The sequence below is a fragment of the Sedimentimonas flavescens genome, from assembly GCF_025154035.1.
Lineage (GTDB): Bacteria > Pseudomonadota > Alphaproteobacteria > Rhodobacterales > Rhodobacteraceae > Rhodobacter > Rhodobacter flavescens.
Map to the genome: position 1 here is coordinate 12,638 of NZ_JAOALJ010000004.1, position 14,529 is coordinate 27,166.

Sequence of the window (14,529 nt, forward strand, 5' to 3'; positions counted from 1 at the left end):
CGGTCAGACGACCTGTCCGGCCGCCCAACCCGAAGACCAGGCCCATTGGAAGTTGTAGCCGCCAAGCCAGCCGGTCACGTCCACAACCTCGCCGATGAAGTAGAGCCCCGGCACCGCGCGGGCCTCCATCGTCTTGGCATCCAGACCGGCGGTCGAGACGCCACCCAAGGTGACCTCGGCGGTGCGGTAGCCTTCCGAGCCGACCGGGCGCACCTCCCATTTGTGCAGCTGGTCGGCAAGGCGTTCGAGCGTGCGGTTGTTCTGATCCGCCAGCCGCCCCGACAGGCCCGTTTCGGCAACTGCATAGGCCGCGAGCTTTTCCGGGATCAGCCGTGCGAGCGCGTTGTGCAGCGCCACGCGGCCGCCCGTGGAGCGTATTTCCGCCAGTTCCTGCGCAAGGTTGCGTCCGGGGAACAGATCAAGGTTCAGCGTATCGCCCTCACGCCAGTAGCTGGAGATTTGCAGGATCGCGGGACCGGAGAGGCCGCGGTGCGTGAACAGCAGATCCTCGTCAAAGCTCGTGCGTCCGTGGCGGACGCGGGCGGGCAGGGCAATGCCGGCCATGGGCGCGGTGCGCGCCAGATCCTGCTCGGCGAAGGTGAGCGGCACAAGGGCCGGGCGCGTCTCGGTCAGTCGCAGGCCGAAGCTTTCGGCGATGCGATAGCCGATGCCGGTGGCGCCCATCTTTGGGATGGATTTGCCACCCGTTGCGACCACGACATGCGCCGCCCGCACCGGGCCGAGCGAGGTTGCAACCTCGAAGCCATCGCCCTCGCGCCGAACCGCTTCGACGGCGCAATCCAGACGAAGCTCGCCGGACCCGGCCGTCAGGTCGGATAGCAGCAGCCGGATGACCTGCGTGGCCTTGCCGTCGCAAAACAGCTGGCCGCGGTGCTTTTCGTGCCAGGCGATCCCGGCGCGATCGATCCGGGCGATGAAATCGGCTGCGGTGAAGCGGCTCAGCGCGGAAAGCGCAAAGCGTTGATTCTCGGACAGGAAGCGTTCGGGGGCGTTCTGGCGTGTCAGATCGCGGTTGGTGAAGTTGCACCGCCCACCGCCCGAGATCCGAATCTTTTCGCCGGGGTTGGCCGCATGATCGAGCACCAGAACCCGTCGGCCACGCCGCACCGCCTCGCCTGCGCAGAACAAACCCGCGGCGCCCGCGCCCAATATGATGACATCCCAGTTTTCCATGTTCAGCCCATATCTCTGCACGGTTCCCCGCTGCAATCGGATTTGTCGATTTTTCCTCTTGCGGCCCCCGACGGCCTTGGCTAAACACCGCCCCACGTTGGGGCGTAGCCAAGTGGTAAGGCACCGGTTTTTGGTACCGCGCACCGTAGGTTCGAATCCTACCGCCCCAGCCACCGACCCCTGTCTCTGCCGCACCGGCCGGTTTTCCCCAAACTTTCCACGACATTTCAAAGCCTTTCCCGGGGTGTCTCTTGGCTGAGACGATCCTGCTTCGGCTGTTTGCGCAAGCCTGTGCGATGCGTCTCAGAGACCAGATTTCGGCGGTCCGGTTTTGACCGGGTTTCCCTGATACGGGTCAATTTACAGGGAATTTTCGTAAGTGGAGCCGATTTCGGGCAAAATGCACCTCAGATTGCACTGTAATTCCAATGGGTTGTGGGGCGAATTCCCTGGGATGCGGAACAGGGAATTTATTTGACCGAACAGGGAATTGTTTCGAGCTTGCAGGGAAGTTCTGCGCTGGAACAGGGAAGGTGCTCAGGCGTGGATGCCGAGGAGGTGTTCCTGCTCTTTCCAGTCGAGGGGCAGGGTGATGCGCAGCAGGGATTCGAGGGTGAGTTCGACAGGCTGCTCACCCTTCAGAATGGCGCCCTGGATCTTCGGCGAGAGCGTCGCGAGGGGAATGACCCGGGCGGCGTAGCGCTCGGATGTGCTCGCGCGGTCCGCGAGGTCTTTCAGGGAGAGGCCGGAGCGGAGCTGGCGCGCCCAGTGATGGGCCTTGCGCAGCGCCGCGAGAAGCTTGGGATCCGGTTCTGTTCGGTTCGCGCCAGTCACGATCTTCATCTCGACGCCGCGCCGGCGCGGTGCGAAGGTCGTGGAAATGGAGAGGGCAGACGGGTCGAGATCCTCGACGCGGGCGCCGATCTCCCTGGCAAGGATCTCGGGGGCGAGGGCGATCTGCATCGATCCGGATCTCAGATCGATGCGCTCGATGAGCATCATGGCACGCACACTGTCTGCCTCGAGCGCCTGTGCGAGCGTTCGGCCGCGCGCGGCGAGGGCGGTGATCTCGGTGATCTCGGTGATCGCGCCCGTCGTCGAAAGGGTGTGAGCCTGCGCGCTCTCCCGGATGTGGCAGACCACGGCTGTTGTGACCGCGCGCTCGAAGGCCTCGGCCGGCAGGCGCCATCCGGTCGGATCCGGGCCGCCGGAGATCAGGCGGTTCGAGACATAGTAGCGGTAGCGCCGTCCGTGGCGCTGCGTGTGGCTCGGCGTGAGCAGATCGCCCCGCTCGTCCCGGATCTTGCCCAGAAGGGGGGCGGCCTCCTCGGAGAGGTTGCTGGCCAGAGATGTGCCGCGCGCCCCGCGCCGGCGCCGCGCCGCCTGCTGAAGCCGCTCCTGCACCGCATCCCAGGTTGCCGCGTCGATGATCGCCGGATGTGCGGCGGGCCAGCATCGGCTCTTGTGGCGGATCATGCCTCGATAGACCGGATTGGTGAGCAGGTGATGGATCTGGCCGCGGGTGAAGGGCCTGCCGCCGGTCTGGCGTCCATCCTGGTAGATCCTGAGCTTCGAGCGCAGGCCTGCTGCCTCGGCTGCCCGGGCGGTTGCATTCAGGCACCCATGCCGGAGGTAGAGGTCGAAGAGGTCGCGCACGATGTCAGCCTCCCGCCCATTGACCACGAGCTCGCGCCTCGCCTTGTCGGGATGCGGGTCATAGCCGAGGGGCGGCAGGCCCCCCATCCAGAGCCCCTTCTTCTTCGAGGCGGCAATCTTGTCGCGGATCCGCTCGGCCGTGACCTCGCGCTCGAACTGGGCGAAGGACAGGAGCACGTTCAACGTCAATCGTCCCATCGAGGAGGAGGTGTTGAACGCCTGGGTGACGGACACGAAGGAACAACCCGCTGCCTCAAGCCGTTCGACGAGCTTTGCGAAGTCGGCGAGCGAGCGCGTCAGGCGGTCGATCTTGTAGACGACCACCATCTCCACGCGCCCGGCATCGATATCTGCGAGGAGGCGCTGCAAGCCGGGACGCTCCAGCGTGCCTCCGGAGATCCCGCCATCGTCATAGCGGGCGGGCAGAGGCTTCCAGCCTTCGTGTCTCTGGCTCGCGACATAGGCCTCGCAAGCCTCGCGCTGCGCATCCAGCGAGTTGAAGTCCTGCTCGAGCCCGTCTTCGGAGGACTTGCGCGTGTAGACGGCACAGCGGATGGTCCTGCGGGTCATGCGGATGCGGCCTTTGCCTTGAGGCCAAAGAAGCGCGGGCCGGACCAGTGTGCCCCGGTGATCTCGCGGGCGATGACGGAGAGCGAGCGGTAGGTCTGCCCCTTCCAGCGGAACCCGTCGGGGGTGACATCGACGATATGGGTGACGCCATTCCATTCGCGCAGGAGCCGGGCGCCGGCTTTGGGCTGAGCTCGCCCAACGGCCCTGGTGGGTTTGTCGGGTTCCGTCTCGACAAGCTTTTGCAGGGTCTTCGGCAGACCGCCGAAGCGCTTCATCTGGATCTCCTGCGCGATGAAGCGGCGCAGGAAGACCTGGCTCATGCTCTTGGGGGCGGACTGCCCGAAGAGGTCGGACCAGGCAGCGACCAGCGCGCCTCGGTCCATTGTCTCGATCTCCTCGAGGCGGATCATGACGTGGCCTCGGGCGTGGTGCAGATGCGGTAGCGGGCGTCAGGGCGCTCAGCGTCCTCGCTTGCCTCGCGCAGGATCACGGTGCCGTCCTTGCGCAGGCCCGAGAGCGCGGCGCGTACCGAATGCGACTGCCATCCGGTTGCGGCGCAGAGCGCCTCGAGCGTGGCGCCTGTCTCCGAGGACAGCAGGTCGCGGACAATCTGGATCTTGGTGATTTTGGGCATATGAGACTCCTCAAGGTTTGGGGGCGCGGAAGGCGCGGTCCTGTACCGAGGAGAGCCCGGCTGGTCGTCCGGGTGTGGAGACAGCAACGCTTGCTGTGACCGGGAAGTCCAGTGGAATGAGCCCCTCCGTGCTGCTGCAAGAAACGGCACCGCGCCAAATCCCACGAGATGACAGATCCCGGGCCCGGTGTTACGCTCGAAGGACTTCTTCCTGAAAAGATTCCCTTCGGTTCTGCCCCTGCCCGTCACCGGGTAGGGGGTTCTTTTGCATCCGTATCGGAAAGCTCTGCCGCGCACGATGGAGAGGCCATGTGGCACGCTCTGGGCTCAACTTCGCGGTCTGAATGGAGGCGGCGGACGTGGAGCTGTGAGAGGATTGAATTAGCGTATGCCAGATTATTTGTCAACGAAAGCAATGCATTAGTAACGCAAGATTGATTGCGGACCCCCTTGCTGCCTCTTGCTGCACATCTCCGGCGTTCCTAGTCTTGGAGCATTGCCCCGCGTCTTGCGCAGGCCCTCGAACTTCGATCAATCGTGGTCCTCGCTGATGACGCCTGTTCCCTGAACCGGATCAAGACGATCTGGACCTGGCCCGCAGTCACTTGTGGGTCCTCTCCAGATCTTGCCCAATCACAGGCCCTTCGGGGCCATCGCCCGAATGGAGATGCAGATGTCTCGCAAGAAAACCGCCCCCGCCGCCACGCGCGGCATCACCCACCTGCCGATCACGGCGCTCAAGCCCTATGAGCGCAATGCGCGCACGCATAATGACAAGCAGGTCGACCTGATCGCTCGCTCGATCCGCGAGTTCGGGTTCAACAACCCGATCCTGATCGATGGGGCGCAGAACATCGTTGCAGGCCATGGGCGGTTCGAGGCCGCAAAGCGCCTGGGGCTCGCGACTGTACCGACCGTGCTGCTCGAGCATCTGACCGAGGCGCAGGTGCGCGCCTATCGCATCGCGGACAACCGGATTGCGGAGCTTTCCGAGTGGGATCCGGAGATCCTGCGTGTCGAGATCGTCGATCTGAGCGATCTCGAACTGGCGGGTGATCTGGACTTCGATGTCACCCTGACCGGCTTTGATACGGCGCAGATCGATGTCCTGATCGATGGCCCGGCCGCGAGCGCCGCAGCCGCACCCGCCGAGACCGTCGAGGAACCGGGGCCCGATGCCATCGCGGTCGCGCGCCCGGGCGAGATGTGGCACCTCGGGCGTCACCGGATCCTGTGCGGGGATGCGCTCGCGGAGGGCTCCTATGCAGCGCTGATGGCGGGAGAGGCGGCGCGGATGATCTTCACCGATCCACCCTACAACGTTCCGATCAACGGTCATGTGCGCACGGGCGAAACAGGTAGTCATCGCGAGTTCGCCATGGGTGTGGGTGAGATGAGCGAGAGCCAGTTCCGCGACTTTCTGCGCGTCGCGATCCGCCAGAGTGCCGCGAAGCTCATGGACGGCGGGATCAGCATGATCTGCATGGACTGGCGTCACGTTGCCGACCTCATCGAGGCGGGCAAGGCGGAGGGCCTCACGCTCATCAACCTCTGTGTCTGGAACAAGACCAACGGCGGCATGGGCAGTCTCTATCGCTCGAAACACGAGATGATCTGCATCTTCAAGAAGGGCGCCGCGCCGCATGTGAACAATGTCGAGCTTGGCCGTCACGGCCGGTACCGCACCAATGTGTGGGACTATGCGGGGGTCAACACGTTCCGTCGCGGGCGTGCCGCGGATCTTGTGGACCACCCGACGGTCAAGCCGACCGCGCTGGTCGCCGATGCGATCCGCGACGTGAGCCACAAGGGTGAGATCGTGCTCGATCCTTTCTCCGGCTCCGGGGCCACGCTTCTGGCGGCCGAGAAGAGCGGACGTACGGCGCGGGTGATCGAGCTTGACCCTCTCTATGTCGATGTCGCGATCCGCCGCTGGCAGGCGCTGACCGGGCAGGAGGCGGTCCTGGCCGAGACCGGTGAGGGTTTCGATGCGCGCGAGGCAGCCCTTCGCGTCGAGAGCGACATGGCGGACAGGCCCGCGGCGATGGGGGCCTGAGATGTCGAAGAAAAAGGACGACGATTACGAGGTCGGCTACGGCAAGCCACCGAAACACAGCAGGTTCCAGAAGGGCCGGTCGGGAAATGCCAATGGGCGCCCGAAAGGCGCAAAGGGGTTCGGGGCAAGCCTGACGCGGGAACTCGAAGAAATGGTGACGGTTCGCGAGGGCGGTCGACAGATCAAGATGTCCAAAGCCAAGGCCTTGGCCAAGCGGCTGGTCGCGAAGGCCCTCGCGGGAGATCTGTCCGCGATCAAGATGCTCGCCTCGTTGGATGAGGGTTTGGCCAAGCGGGCGGAGGCAGAAACAGAAGAGGCCGAAGTAGCGGTGTTCCCGAACCAAACCGATGAGGAAATCCTCCGCTGGTACTCAGCGTCGAGAGCGGATGGGGGCCTGGCCGCAGGTGAGGGAGGGGGTGAACCATGAATGACCTCTCCCCCGCTCAGGCACAGCAGATCTCCGACGCTATTCGCCGGACAGAGTTCTTCGCCTTCGTGTGGAAGTGTTTTGAGGCGTTGCATCCGGGGCCCGAGACTGTGTTCCGCCCGGTCTGGCATGTACAGGCGATGTGCCATGAACTGGATGCGATCCGCCTGGGCACGAACAAGCGTCTCGTCATCAATGTCCCGCCCCGTCACTTGAAATCGATCACGGTCTCGGTGGCCTTCGTAGCTTTCCTGCTCGGCCATTACCCCGAGGCCAAGATCATCGTCGCGAGCTATGGTTTCGATCTTGCGCGCAAGCATTCCGAAGACTGCCGCCGGGTAATGAGCTCGGCGTGGTATCGACGCATGTTCCCGCGCACGCAACTTGCATCGCGCGGCAATACAGTTGACGAGATCCGCACTACCAAGGGGGGCGGGCGCAAGGCGGTCTCCATCGGAGGCGCGGTCACGGGGCACGGGGCCGATTACATCATTATCGACGATCTGATGAAGGCGAGCGATGCGGGATCCGAGACCGAGCTGCTCCGTGCGCAGGACTATATCCAGGACTCGCTGCTCTCGCGCTTCGACCGGCCCGCGGAGGGGCGCGTGGTCCTGATCGGTCAACGTCTGCATGAGCGCGACCCTGCGGGCTTCTTGCTTGAGAAGGGCACCTATCGCCACCTGAACCTACCCGCGATTGCGGAGGTAGATGAGACGATTGCCATTGGCAAAGGGAGAGTACACCACCGCTCCATCGGCGAGCCGTTGTTTCCGGAACAGGTCGGGCTTGATGTGCTGGCGCGCATGCGCAAGGAGATGGGCTCTGCCACCTTCAACTGTCAGTATCAGCAGAACCCGATCGCACCGGATGGATCCCTGCTTCGCTGGGAGTGGTTCCAGAACTACGAGGCAGGGATATCCCGAGCCGCCTATCAGATGGTAGTGCAAAGTTGGGATACCGGGATGTCGGCCGATCCGCGATCGGACTTCTCGGTCTGCACCACCTGGGGGTTCCTGAAAAATGGCTGGCACCTTCTGAATGTCTTCCGCGACCGGCTCGATTACCCGGATCTCAAGCGCAAGGTCATCCAGATGAGCCGGGACTGGCTGGCGGATCGGGTGCTCATCGAGGACGCCGCGACCGGACGTCCGCTGATCCAAGAGTGCGGCGAGCATCTCTCCGGCCGTTGCTCTCCAATCCGTCCCGAAAAGGAAAAGGAGGTGCGTTTCAATGCGGCCTGTGCCAAGGTCGAGGAAGGGAAGATCTTCTTGCCGAAAGAGGCGCCTTGGCTCGCCGAGTTCAAGCGCGAGCTCCAGGGGTTTCCGCGCAGCCGGCACGACGACCAGGTCGACAGCTTCAGCCAGTTCCTGAACTGGTCTGGCGGGAATGGCTTCTGGCGCGCGCTCGGCTACGAGCATCCGCTAAATGTCGAACGGAGGCTCCGGCGGGAGCGGGACCGGAAGCGGAGATAAGTATTAATGGGCGTGGGTGGTTGGGTGCATCCGCTCAGGCTCATAACCTGAAGGTCGTAGGTTCAAATCCTACCCCCGCAACCAAAATCATACAAATTATCAAACACATAAGATGATGGTATTCCAATACCGTCGGCCGTTCGCCGTCGACATCAACGCCATATTAACACCAGTATAGGGATCCACCGTTCCGCGGCAGTGCGCGCTAGAGGATTGTCTCTGGGCAAGACTCCGGATCAGTCTCTGGTTGTCAAAGACGCTCCCTAGTGGTGAATTGAGGCAAGGTTATTGATGGATAAATCGTCGTGCGTCTATTCAACGAGTTCTGGAAGACCAAGGAGACGACGCCTGCAGACGAACGTGAAGGCTATTTAGGGCTCCCGGTAATTTGGCTTCTGGGGAAGACAGGTGCAGGTAAGTCCTCGCTCATACGCGCCCTGACAGGACTGACGGATCTTGAAATCGGTGGAGGCTTTAAACCTTGCACGCGAACGACGCGGAGTTTCGGCTTTCCGCTAGAGAACCCAATGATGCACTTTCTCGACACCCGAGGGCTGGGAGAAGTTGCATATGATCCTGCTGAAGACCTGCGTAACTGCGAAAACATTTCTCATGTGCTCTTAGTTGTCGTTCGAATGGACGATCAAGTACAAGGTGAGGTCGCAGATGCCCTCCGCAGGATAACGAAAACGAATCCTTCGATGCCAATAATGTTGGTGTGGACGGGGTCAGATTTAATACCCGAGCATGAACAGGGTGCCGTGCGTGAACATTTGCGCCGTGCTCTGCAAATGCGCGAATGCCAAGAGACAGTTCTCTCCTTGGGGCCCAACATCAAGGCGGATGCCCTTGTGCCGATCCATGACTTCCTGGCAGACGCGCTCCCTGAGGTTGCCTTCCTGTTGCAGCGTAATGGCGAGACGAGCGACGAGGCCAAACGTTTTGCAGTCGTGCGGCCTCGTGTGCTCCAGTGGGCCGCAGGTGCAGCCGCATCCGATATGTTTCCCGCGACTGCGATTGTTACAGTTCCCGGCGCACAGCTAACAATGCTGGTCAATTTGGCGCGATTGTATGGCTGCAAGGGAAACATCAAGGAAATATTTCAATTCCTTGCACTGCTTGGCGGCGGAATGAGCTTGCGGTATGGGCTCTCTTTCGCAGCGAAGCAGGCTGGTAAGCTAGTTCCAGTCTATGGCCAGACAGCGGGTACGGCTGTGGCTGCTGCTTCTTCATTTGCAGCGACCTACGCGTTGGCGCGGGTGGCATGTCGATATTTCTATGACCTATCTCAAGGCCGCAAGACGCGGAAGGAGGAGATGAGCGCGCTTTACCGGCAAGCATTTCGGGGCGCTCAAGAGGCGCGCGATGCATAAGCTCTTGGTTCGATTGCGCCGCTGGGACGTCCTGCTTGCTGTTCTGGCCGTTGCACTTCCTGTTGCGGCTTCAATGGTTCTTGGTTTTCTTTGGCTTGCTCAACGTCAGCTATTGACGTGGTTTGCCCTGTTTTCCGCAAGCTTGGCCGCTGCCCTGACGTTGCCGATCTTGATTCATCGGCGTCGACGGGCGCGTCAAGGCGTCGAAATACGGCTCTCGCCTTTGACCGCTCCGACAGTCGCTCGTGTGGACTGGACAACTTCCGAGCGCGAGGCGTTTGAGCGGGCCCGGGCGATAATCGCTGAGCGCGTGCAAAACCCGGTAGATTGGCCAGCACTGCCCCCGCTTGCACTCGAGGTAATAGAATGCGTTGCGACTTCAATGTCCAGTGGGCGGAAATTGCTTGATTTCAGCATGCCAGAGGCACTGCTGCTTGCAACCACGGTTCTTGACAGAGCACGCGACGTCTTGCGGAGGCATGTGCCATTTTCTGATCAAGTGACACTTACCCATCTCCGCTTTCTCTGGGATAGACGCTGGGTTTTGCCATGGATATTCGTGGCCTATGGCTGGGGGCGGCGAGCTTGGAACTTCGGGACTGATCCTGTCGGAGCCGTTTCGAAAGAAATCAATACAAAGTTCTCTGGTTCATCAATGAACCTAGTGGCCACCGAACTAGTGGCAGCGATCCAAGTTCAACTACTGGAAGAGACCGCGGCAACTGCGATTGAGTTGTATTCGGGGCGCCTACGTTTCAACGACAATGAATTACTCGAGATCGGGCTTGAAGAAGCGGGGATAGACCGTGCTCGGCTTGCTAATCCCGACCAACCTCTACGAGTTGTCATTGTCGGGCAGGTGAGTGCGGGTAAGTCGAGTGTCTTAGCTGCTCTCGTGGATGGCGATGTGGTCGAGACGGGCGCGGCGCCGACTACTGATCGAGCGGTAGCCTATGAAGCAATGTTTGCAGAACTGGCGGTGACCATCATCGATACGCCCGGTATCGACGGCAGTGAACTCAACCGAAAGCGGCTTATTGCTGAACTGATGAATGCAGATATGGTATTGTGGGTTGTGCGCGCCAATCGCCCTGGGCGAGCAGTGGATCGCTATCTACTTGATGCGTGGCGCGAGGCGATGGCATTATTGCCAATGCGCCGAGTGCCCCCTCGCGTAACTGTTCTGACGCACTTGGATCTGTTTATTCCTGGCTGGCCTCCGCCAGAGAACGATCTTCCCGCCTCAGCTGTCGAGCGGCTCTTCAAATTGGTTCATCGGTTGCAATGGAACTGGAGGACAGTGCGCCGGTGCTCGTCGTTCCAACTCAGCCGCAATGGGGCATCGAGGCGCTACATCGGAAGGTGGCGGGCTTGGAGTCTGAAGCGCTCGCTACTCAGCGAAACAGATTGAGACTATCCGTCAAAAGTGGACTCACCCAGCAGGCGAAACGCGCTGGCAGCGGGCTGATGGCGACAGGGCAAACACTGCTTGGTAAGGTTGTCCGAAAATACGTTGATCCGAAGCGATGAGCCCGACGTGTTTTGCCAGGATGCGGTATGTTTGATGGAATCACGACTTTCGCTGAATGGTCAAGTGCTTGGTAATGTTTGAAATTTCATAGATCTCGGTTGTCGATGGGTCGTTTGCCTTAACCCTCTATGCAGTCCCTTCGCTCGCGTATTGCGGAGTGCACGGACTTTCGGGGTTTCCGCGCCTTTGTGTTCCTTGACTTCGCAAGTGGGGCGGGAGGTGGCTGGCTCTTTATTCTGGCTATTTCTTTGGCGATATTCTGGGCACTGATATTCGCGTAGCGTGCGTTTCTTTCACGGATTTCCTCCACGGTTCGCGTGTCGACAGCCCTCGGAGGCTCCACGTGCGGCAGATGTTCTTTCGGAGCATTCAAGGATGGTGTTGCGGTTCTTCGAGCGCGGAGGACCGCCAATGTGGAAGCCAAAAGGCTCGGTGCTTGAGGGCCCTTGGAGGCAAGAATGCCGATGCCAATGCTAGCAATTAGAGCTGTACCGCGCCCCGTGGAATCAACTCCACCATGATGAGAACAAGCGCCTTGGGTCCCGATTGATGGAGATCTCCAGCCATCCCGACAGTGTGGCGTAAAATCAAATATCGACGAGAAGAGCGTCATCGAAAGAATTAGCCCAGCGAAAAAAAGCAAGTAGCGCATCAGAGAAGTGCGCAGTGCACGTGCGCCCGGACTGACACCTAATGAAAACCAAGATACCCTGAACATGTCAGTCCCACAGTCCTTTGTTGGTCCGGACTGATCTTGCGCTATTCGCACCCGGCCCAATGGCCTTGGGGGCACCCTGCTCGAGATCTTCAGATTCGACCAGCGTCGCGCCTGTCTTATCCTTGAAGGCATTGCCGACCGATTCCACGCCGGAGAGCTTGGTGCTGCCAGGGAGTACTTGTTGGTCCTTGCCGTAGTATTCGAACCAGGGCAAACCTGCGCGACTGTAGTCTCTGGCAGTTGGCGGCGCATTTGGAGCAGCTTCCCCGGTTACCGTTTTCCAGTCTTTTGCGTGAAGCAAGGTGATAAAGACGCGATCCGTTGCCTCTGTGTCCCAGTCGTCAAGATTGAATGGATCTGCAGAAATCTCTTGGCGCATCAGGCCTCCGGCGCCCAGGCCCAAAGGCGCGGCGCATGCCGAGACTGAAGGCGGTACGTCCAGGCAAAGATCGGAGCTGACAATTCGGGACCGGGCCTCTTCCCATTTTCTTCGCTTTTGATGCCACACCGAAGCCTTAAGAGGTGTCACCGAGATCTGCAGCCCCCCCCAAGTATCTTCGCCCGTCAGCTGCTCTTCTACGGAATAGCCATCACCCAGCGGCATTGCGACGAACTGTCGGATGACGCCTCTGGACACGGCGAAACCATCGAGCCAGGGCTGCTCTGGAGAAACGAGGTAATCCTGCGGTTCGCGGTGCAGGCGCGGGCTCCATGGCTCACCCGTCACGGCGTTAATCTTTCCAGCAGCCACCTTGATGGCGACCGGAAAATCGAGGGAATAGCCCGGGCCTTGATTGCGGAAGTTCAGCCAAAGAGCTTCTGCCTGCCACATTGGCAGAATGATGCCGCCTCTGGCGGTAGTCGTAGCCGAAAGGCGCTTTGGGTAGTCATCCACATGCCGCAGAGGAAATGGGCCGAAGCCCGGAGGGAGGGAATAGGTTCTCTCGCTGTCCGGGATGCGGAGCGTTCGCTGAAAGTCTATCGAAAAGCGCGCATTGTTCTCGATATGCGGAAACCGGAAAACGAGCCGGTCGTTCTCGAGTGTGGGCATGATTGGTTCTCCTTTTACCAGCTGCCGTCGCGCACTTCGCGTACGATGCGAAGCACCGCATTGTCGGGCGTGGATTTGAGTGACCTTATCAGCTCGGCAAACAGCTGCGGTCGGGCGAGAATTACAGAGCGCAGATCGGTGGAAATCTTGCCGGCCGCTGCGAGCATCACATCAGGGTCTTCCTCAAGCTCCCGCGCCAGGTTCAGGAGCGTTTCCTCGCCTGGCGGAGACACTTCTCCGCGCTCCACTCGCGAGAGATAGGCCGGTGTGACGCCACATCGCTGCGCCACCTGACGAAGTGAATAGGAGGGGTCGGTTTGAAGGCGGTGCTCCCGAAGTGTTCGGATGTGGTCTCCGAAGGAAGAGCTAAGAATATATGTTTCTGAGTGTTGCATGTTGCCTAAATAGGTGACGCTAATGTGTTTGTCAAGATTGATGTCATGGTTGCCTCTGAGGTGGTTTCGAATTGGGTGCCTTGTCCGTACAATGCATCACGCCCAAGGCAACGCGCGCGCCGGAAATTCTGCTCGAACTTACGAGGTGTCGCCCGGCGGAATTGGGCGCGGGTTGAATAGCCCCGAGTTTCTTAGACGCCTTCGCGTCTCATCATCTGCTGTCGTTCGAACTCTGCGGGCGACAGCATCCCGTTCCTCGCGTGCTTGCGCTTCGGGTTATAGAACATCTCGATGTAATCGAACACGTCCTGCCTTGCTTCTTCGCGCGTCCGGTAGGTTCTGCGCCTGATCCGTTCGCGTTTAAGCAGATTGAAAAAGCTCTCGGCGACTGCGTTATCATGGCAATTGCCACGACGGCTCATGGAGTGCTCAAGGTTGTGGGCGCGCAGAAACGCAACCCAATCCATGCTGGTGAATTGGCTGCCCTGATCGGAGTGAATAAGCACCCTTGCCTTCGGCTTGCGCCGCCAGACGGCCATGAGCAGGGCCTGCAAAACGACATCCGTTGTCTGCCTGCTTTGCATCGACCAGCCGATCACGCGCCGGGAATAGAGGTCGATGACCACCGCGAGATAGGCAAAGCCTTCCTGAGTTCGAATGTAGGTGATGTCGGTCACCCAAACTCTGTCCGGGGCCTCGACATCAAACTGCCGATCGAGGGTATTGTCGACCACGACCGATGGCTTGCCGCCATAACTGCCGGGGCGGCGCTTATAGCCGATCTGAGCCTTGATCCCTGCAAGCTGTGCAGGCCGGGCAACCCGGTTCGGACAGATGCTTTCGCCCTGTTCCACGAGATCATCATGTAGCTTGCGATAGCCGTAGACCTTACCACTCTCAGCCCAGGCCTTGTGCAGCAGTTCAGTCTGGCGCCTGTCTTCCTGAGCTCGCACGCTCATCGGAGCCTGTAGCCAAGCATAGAACCCGCTCGGCTGGATGCGCAGGCACCGGCACATGGCCCGGACGGAAAACTGTCCTCGATGCTCGGCCACAAACGCGTATCTCACTTTGCATCCCTGGCGAAATACGCGGTGGCTTTTTTTAGGATGTCGCGCTCCTCGGAGACCCGCGCCAGTTCCCGCTTCAGGCGCCGGATCTCGGCGTCCTTCTCGGTCTCGCCTGATGCCGTCTTCGCGAACTTGCGCTTCCAAGCATAGAGCGAGTGCTTGCTCACCCCGAGCCGTTCCGAAACCTCGCTGACCGGGTAGCCCCGCTCGGTGATCTGAGCGACCGCGTCACGCTTGAACTCGTCGCTGAAAGTGCTTGTGCCCATCATGGCCTCCTTGCCTCAAAATTAGCAAAGAAGGCGTCCACGATACACGGGGCTATTCAGATTGGACTGTCAATCAGCCGTTTAGGTTCTGCCTCTTCTAGGCTATCTGATGCTCT

13 protein-coding genes and 2 tRNA genes are annotated in these 14,529 nt (G+C 60.5%); 7 read left to right on the forward strand and 8 right to left on the reverse strand.

Annotated elements, in window-relative coordinates; translation table 11 throughout:
- Positions 1-3: 3 nt before the first annotated feature.
- The gene (locus tag N3C64_RS08460; protein WP_260013912.1) at positions 4-1,194 is read right to left on the reverse strand and encodes a BaiN/RdsA family NAD(P)/FAD-dependent oxidoreductase; all 1,191 of its coding nucleotides are present in this window, start codon (positions 1,192-1,194) and stop codon (positions 4-6) included.
- Positions 1,195-1,292: 98 nt separating this feature from the next.
- Between N3C64_RS08460 and N3C64_RS08465 the strand changes: the two genes are divergently transcribed.
- Positions 1,293-1,367, forward strand: a tRNA-Gln gene (locus N3C64_RS08465).
- Between the two features lie 364 nt (positions 1,368-1,731).
- Here N3C64_RS08465 and N3C64_RS08470 read toward each other — a convergent pair.
- The 3 genes from N3C64_RS08470 to N3C64_RS08480 are packed head-to-tail and all read right to left on the reverse strand — an operon-like array spanning position 1,732 to position 4,054.
- The gene (locus tag N3C64_RS08470) at positions 1,732-3,420 is read right to left on the reverse strand and encodes a recombinase family protein (protein ID WP_260013913.1); all 1,689 of its coding nucleotides are present in this window, start codon (positions 3,418-3,420) and stop codon (positions 1,732-1,734) included.
- A complete protein-coding gene (locus N3C64_RS08475; protein ID WP_260013915.1) occupies positions 3,417-3,830 on the reverse strand; it encodes a DUF2924 domain-containing protein in 414 nt (137 codons plus the stop codon). Before N3C64_RS08475 ends, N3C64_RS08470 begins: the two co-directional genes overlap by 4 nt.
- Positions 3,827-4,054, reverse strand: coding sequence for a DUF3489 domain-containing protein (locus tag N3C64_RS08480; RefSeq protein WP_260013917.1), 228 nt, complete (start codon positions 4,052-4,054; stop codon positions 3,827-3,829). Before N3C64_RS08480 ends, N3C64_RS08475 begins: the two co-directional genes overlap by 4 nt.
- Before the next feature lie 673 nt (positions 4,055-4,727).
- Here N3C64_RS08480 and N3C64_RS08485 point away from each other — a divergent pair.
- From N3C64_RS08485 to N3C64_RS08510, 6 genes are all read left to right on the forward strand, one after another.
- On the forward strand, positions 4,728-6,110 hold the full coding sequence (locus tag N3C64_RS08485; protein WP_260013919.1) for a site-specific DNA-methyltransferase: 1,383 nt from the start codon (positions 4,728-4,730) through the stop codon (positions 6,108-6,110).
- A gap of 1 nt (position 6,111) precedes the next feature.
- Positions 6,112-6,537, forward strand: a complete 426-nt coding sequence (locus tag N3C64_RS08490) for a DUF5681 domain-containing protein (RefSeq protein ID WP_260013920.1) — start codon at positions 6,112-6,114, stop codon at positions 6,535-6,537.
- Positions 6,534-8,012 carry a phage terminase large subunit gene (gene terL, locus N3C64_RS08495; RefSeq protein WP_260013925.1) on the forward strand — a complete coding sequence of 493 codons (1,479 nt, stop codon included), beginning with the start codon at positions 6,534-6,536 and terminating at the stop codon, positions 8,010-8,012. Before N3C64_RS08490 ends, terL begins: the two co-directional genes overlap by 4 nt.
- A gap of 10 nt (positions 8,013-8,022) precedes the next feature.
- Positions 8,023-8,092 (forward strand) — tRNA-OTHER (locus N3C64_RS08500).
- 225 nt (positions 8,093-8,317) lie between these two features.
- Positions 8,318-9,385: a GTPase gene (locus N3C64_RS08505; protein WP_260013926.1), complete on the forward strand. Its 1,068-nt coding sequence runs from the start codon at positions 8,318-8,320 to the stop codon at positions 9,383-9,385.
- Entirely contained in the window at positions 9,378-10,796 is a 1,419-nt protein-coding gene (locus N3C64_RS08510) for a dynamin family protein (protein ID WP_260013927.1), read from the forward strand. The genes N3C64_RS08505 and N3C64_RS08510 overlap by 8 nt, the downstream gene beginning before the upstream one ends.
- Before the next feature lie 238 nt (positions 10,797-11,034).
- Here the strand turns inward: N3C64_RS08510 and N3C64_RS15295 are convergent, their stop codons facing one another.
- The 4 genes from N3C64_RS15295 to N3C64_RS08525 all read right to left on the reverse strand — a co-directional run bounded on the left by N3C64_RS15295 (position 11,035) and on the right by N3C64_RS08525 (position 14,413).
- On the reverse strand, positions 11,035-11,634 hold the full coding sequence (locus N3C64_RS15295) for a DUF3761 domain-containing protein (protein WP_511268605.1): 600 nt from the start codon (positions 11,632-11,634) through the stop codon (positions 11,035-11,037).
- Between the two features lies 1 nt (position 11,635).
- Complete coding sequence (locus N3C64_RS08515; protein ID WP_260013929.1) at positions 11,636-12,685, reverse strand: hypothetical protein; 1,050 nt, start codon at positions 12,683-12,685, stop codon at positions 11,636-11,638.
- A 14-nt stretch (positions 12,686-12,699) separates the two neighbouring features.
- Positions 12,700-13,080, reverse strand: coding sequence for a helix-turn-helix domain-containing protein (locus N3C64_RS08520; protein ID WP_260013930.1), 381 nt, complete (start codon positions 13,078-13,080; stop codon positions 12,700-12,702).
- Positions 13,081-13,271: 191 nt separating this feature from the next.
- A protein-coding gene (locus N3C64_RS08525; RefSeq protein ID WP_260013931.1) for an IS3 family transposase occupies positions 13,272-14,413 on the reverse strand; the annotation gives its coding sequence in 2 pieces (ribosomal slippage) (positions 13,272-14,173 and positions 14,173-14,413; 1,143 coding nt in all).
- Positions 14,414-14,529 lie beyond the last annotated feature (116 nt).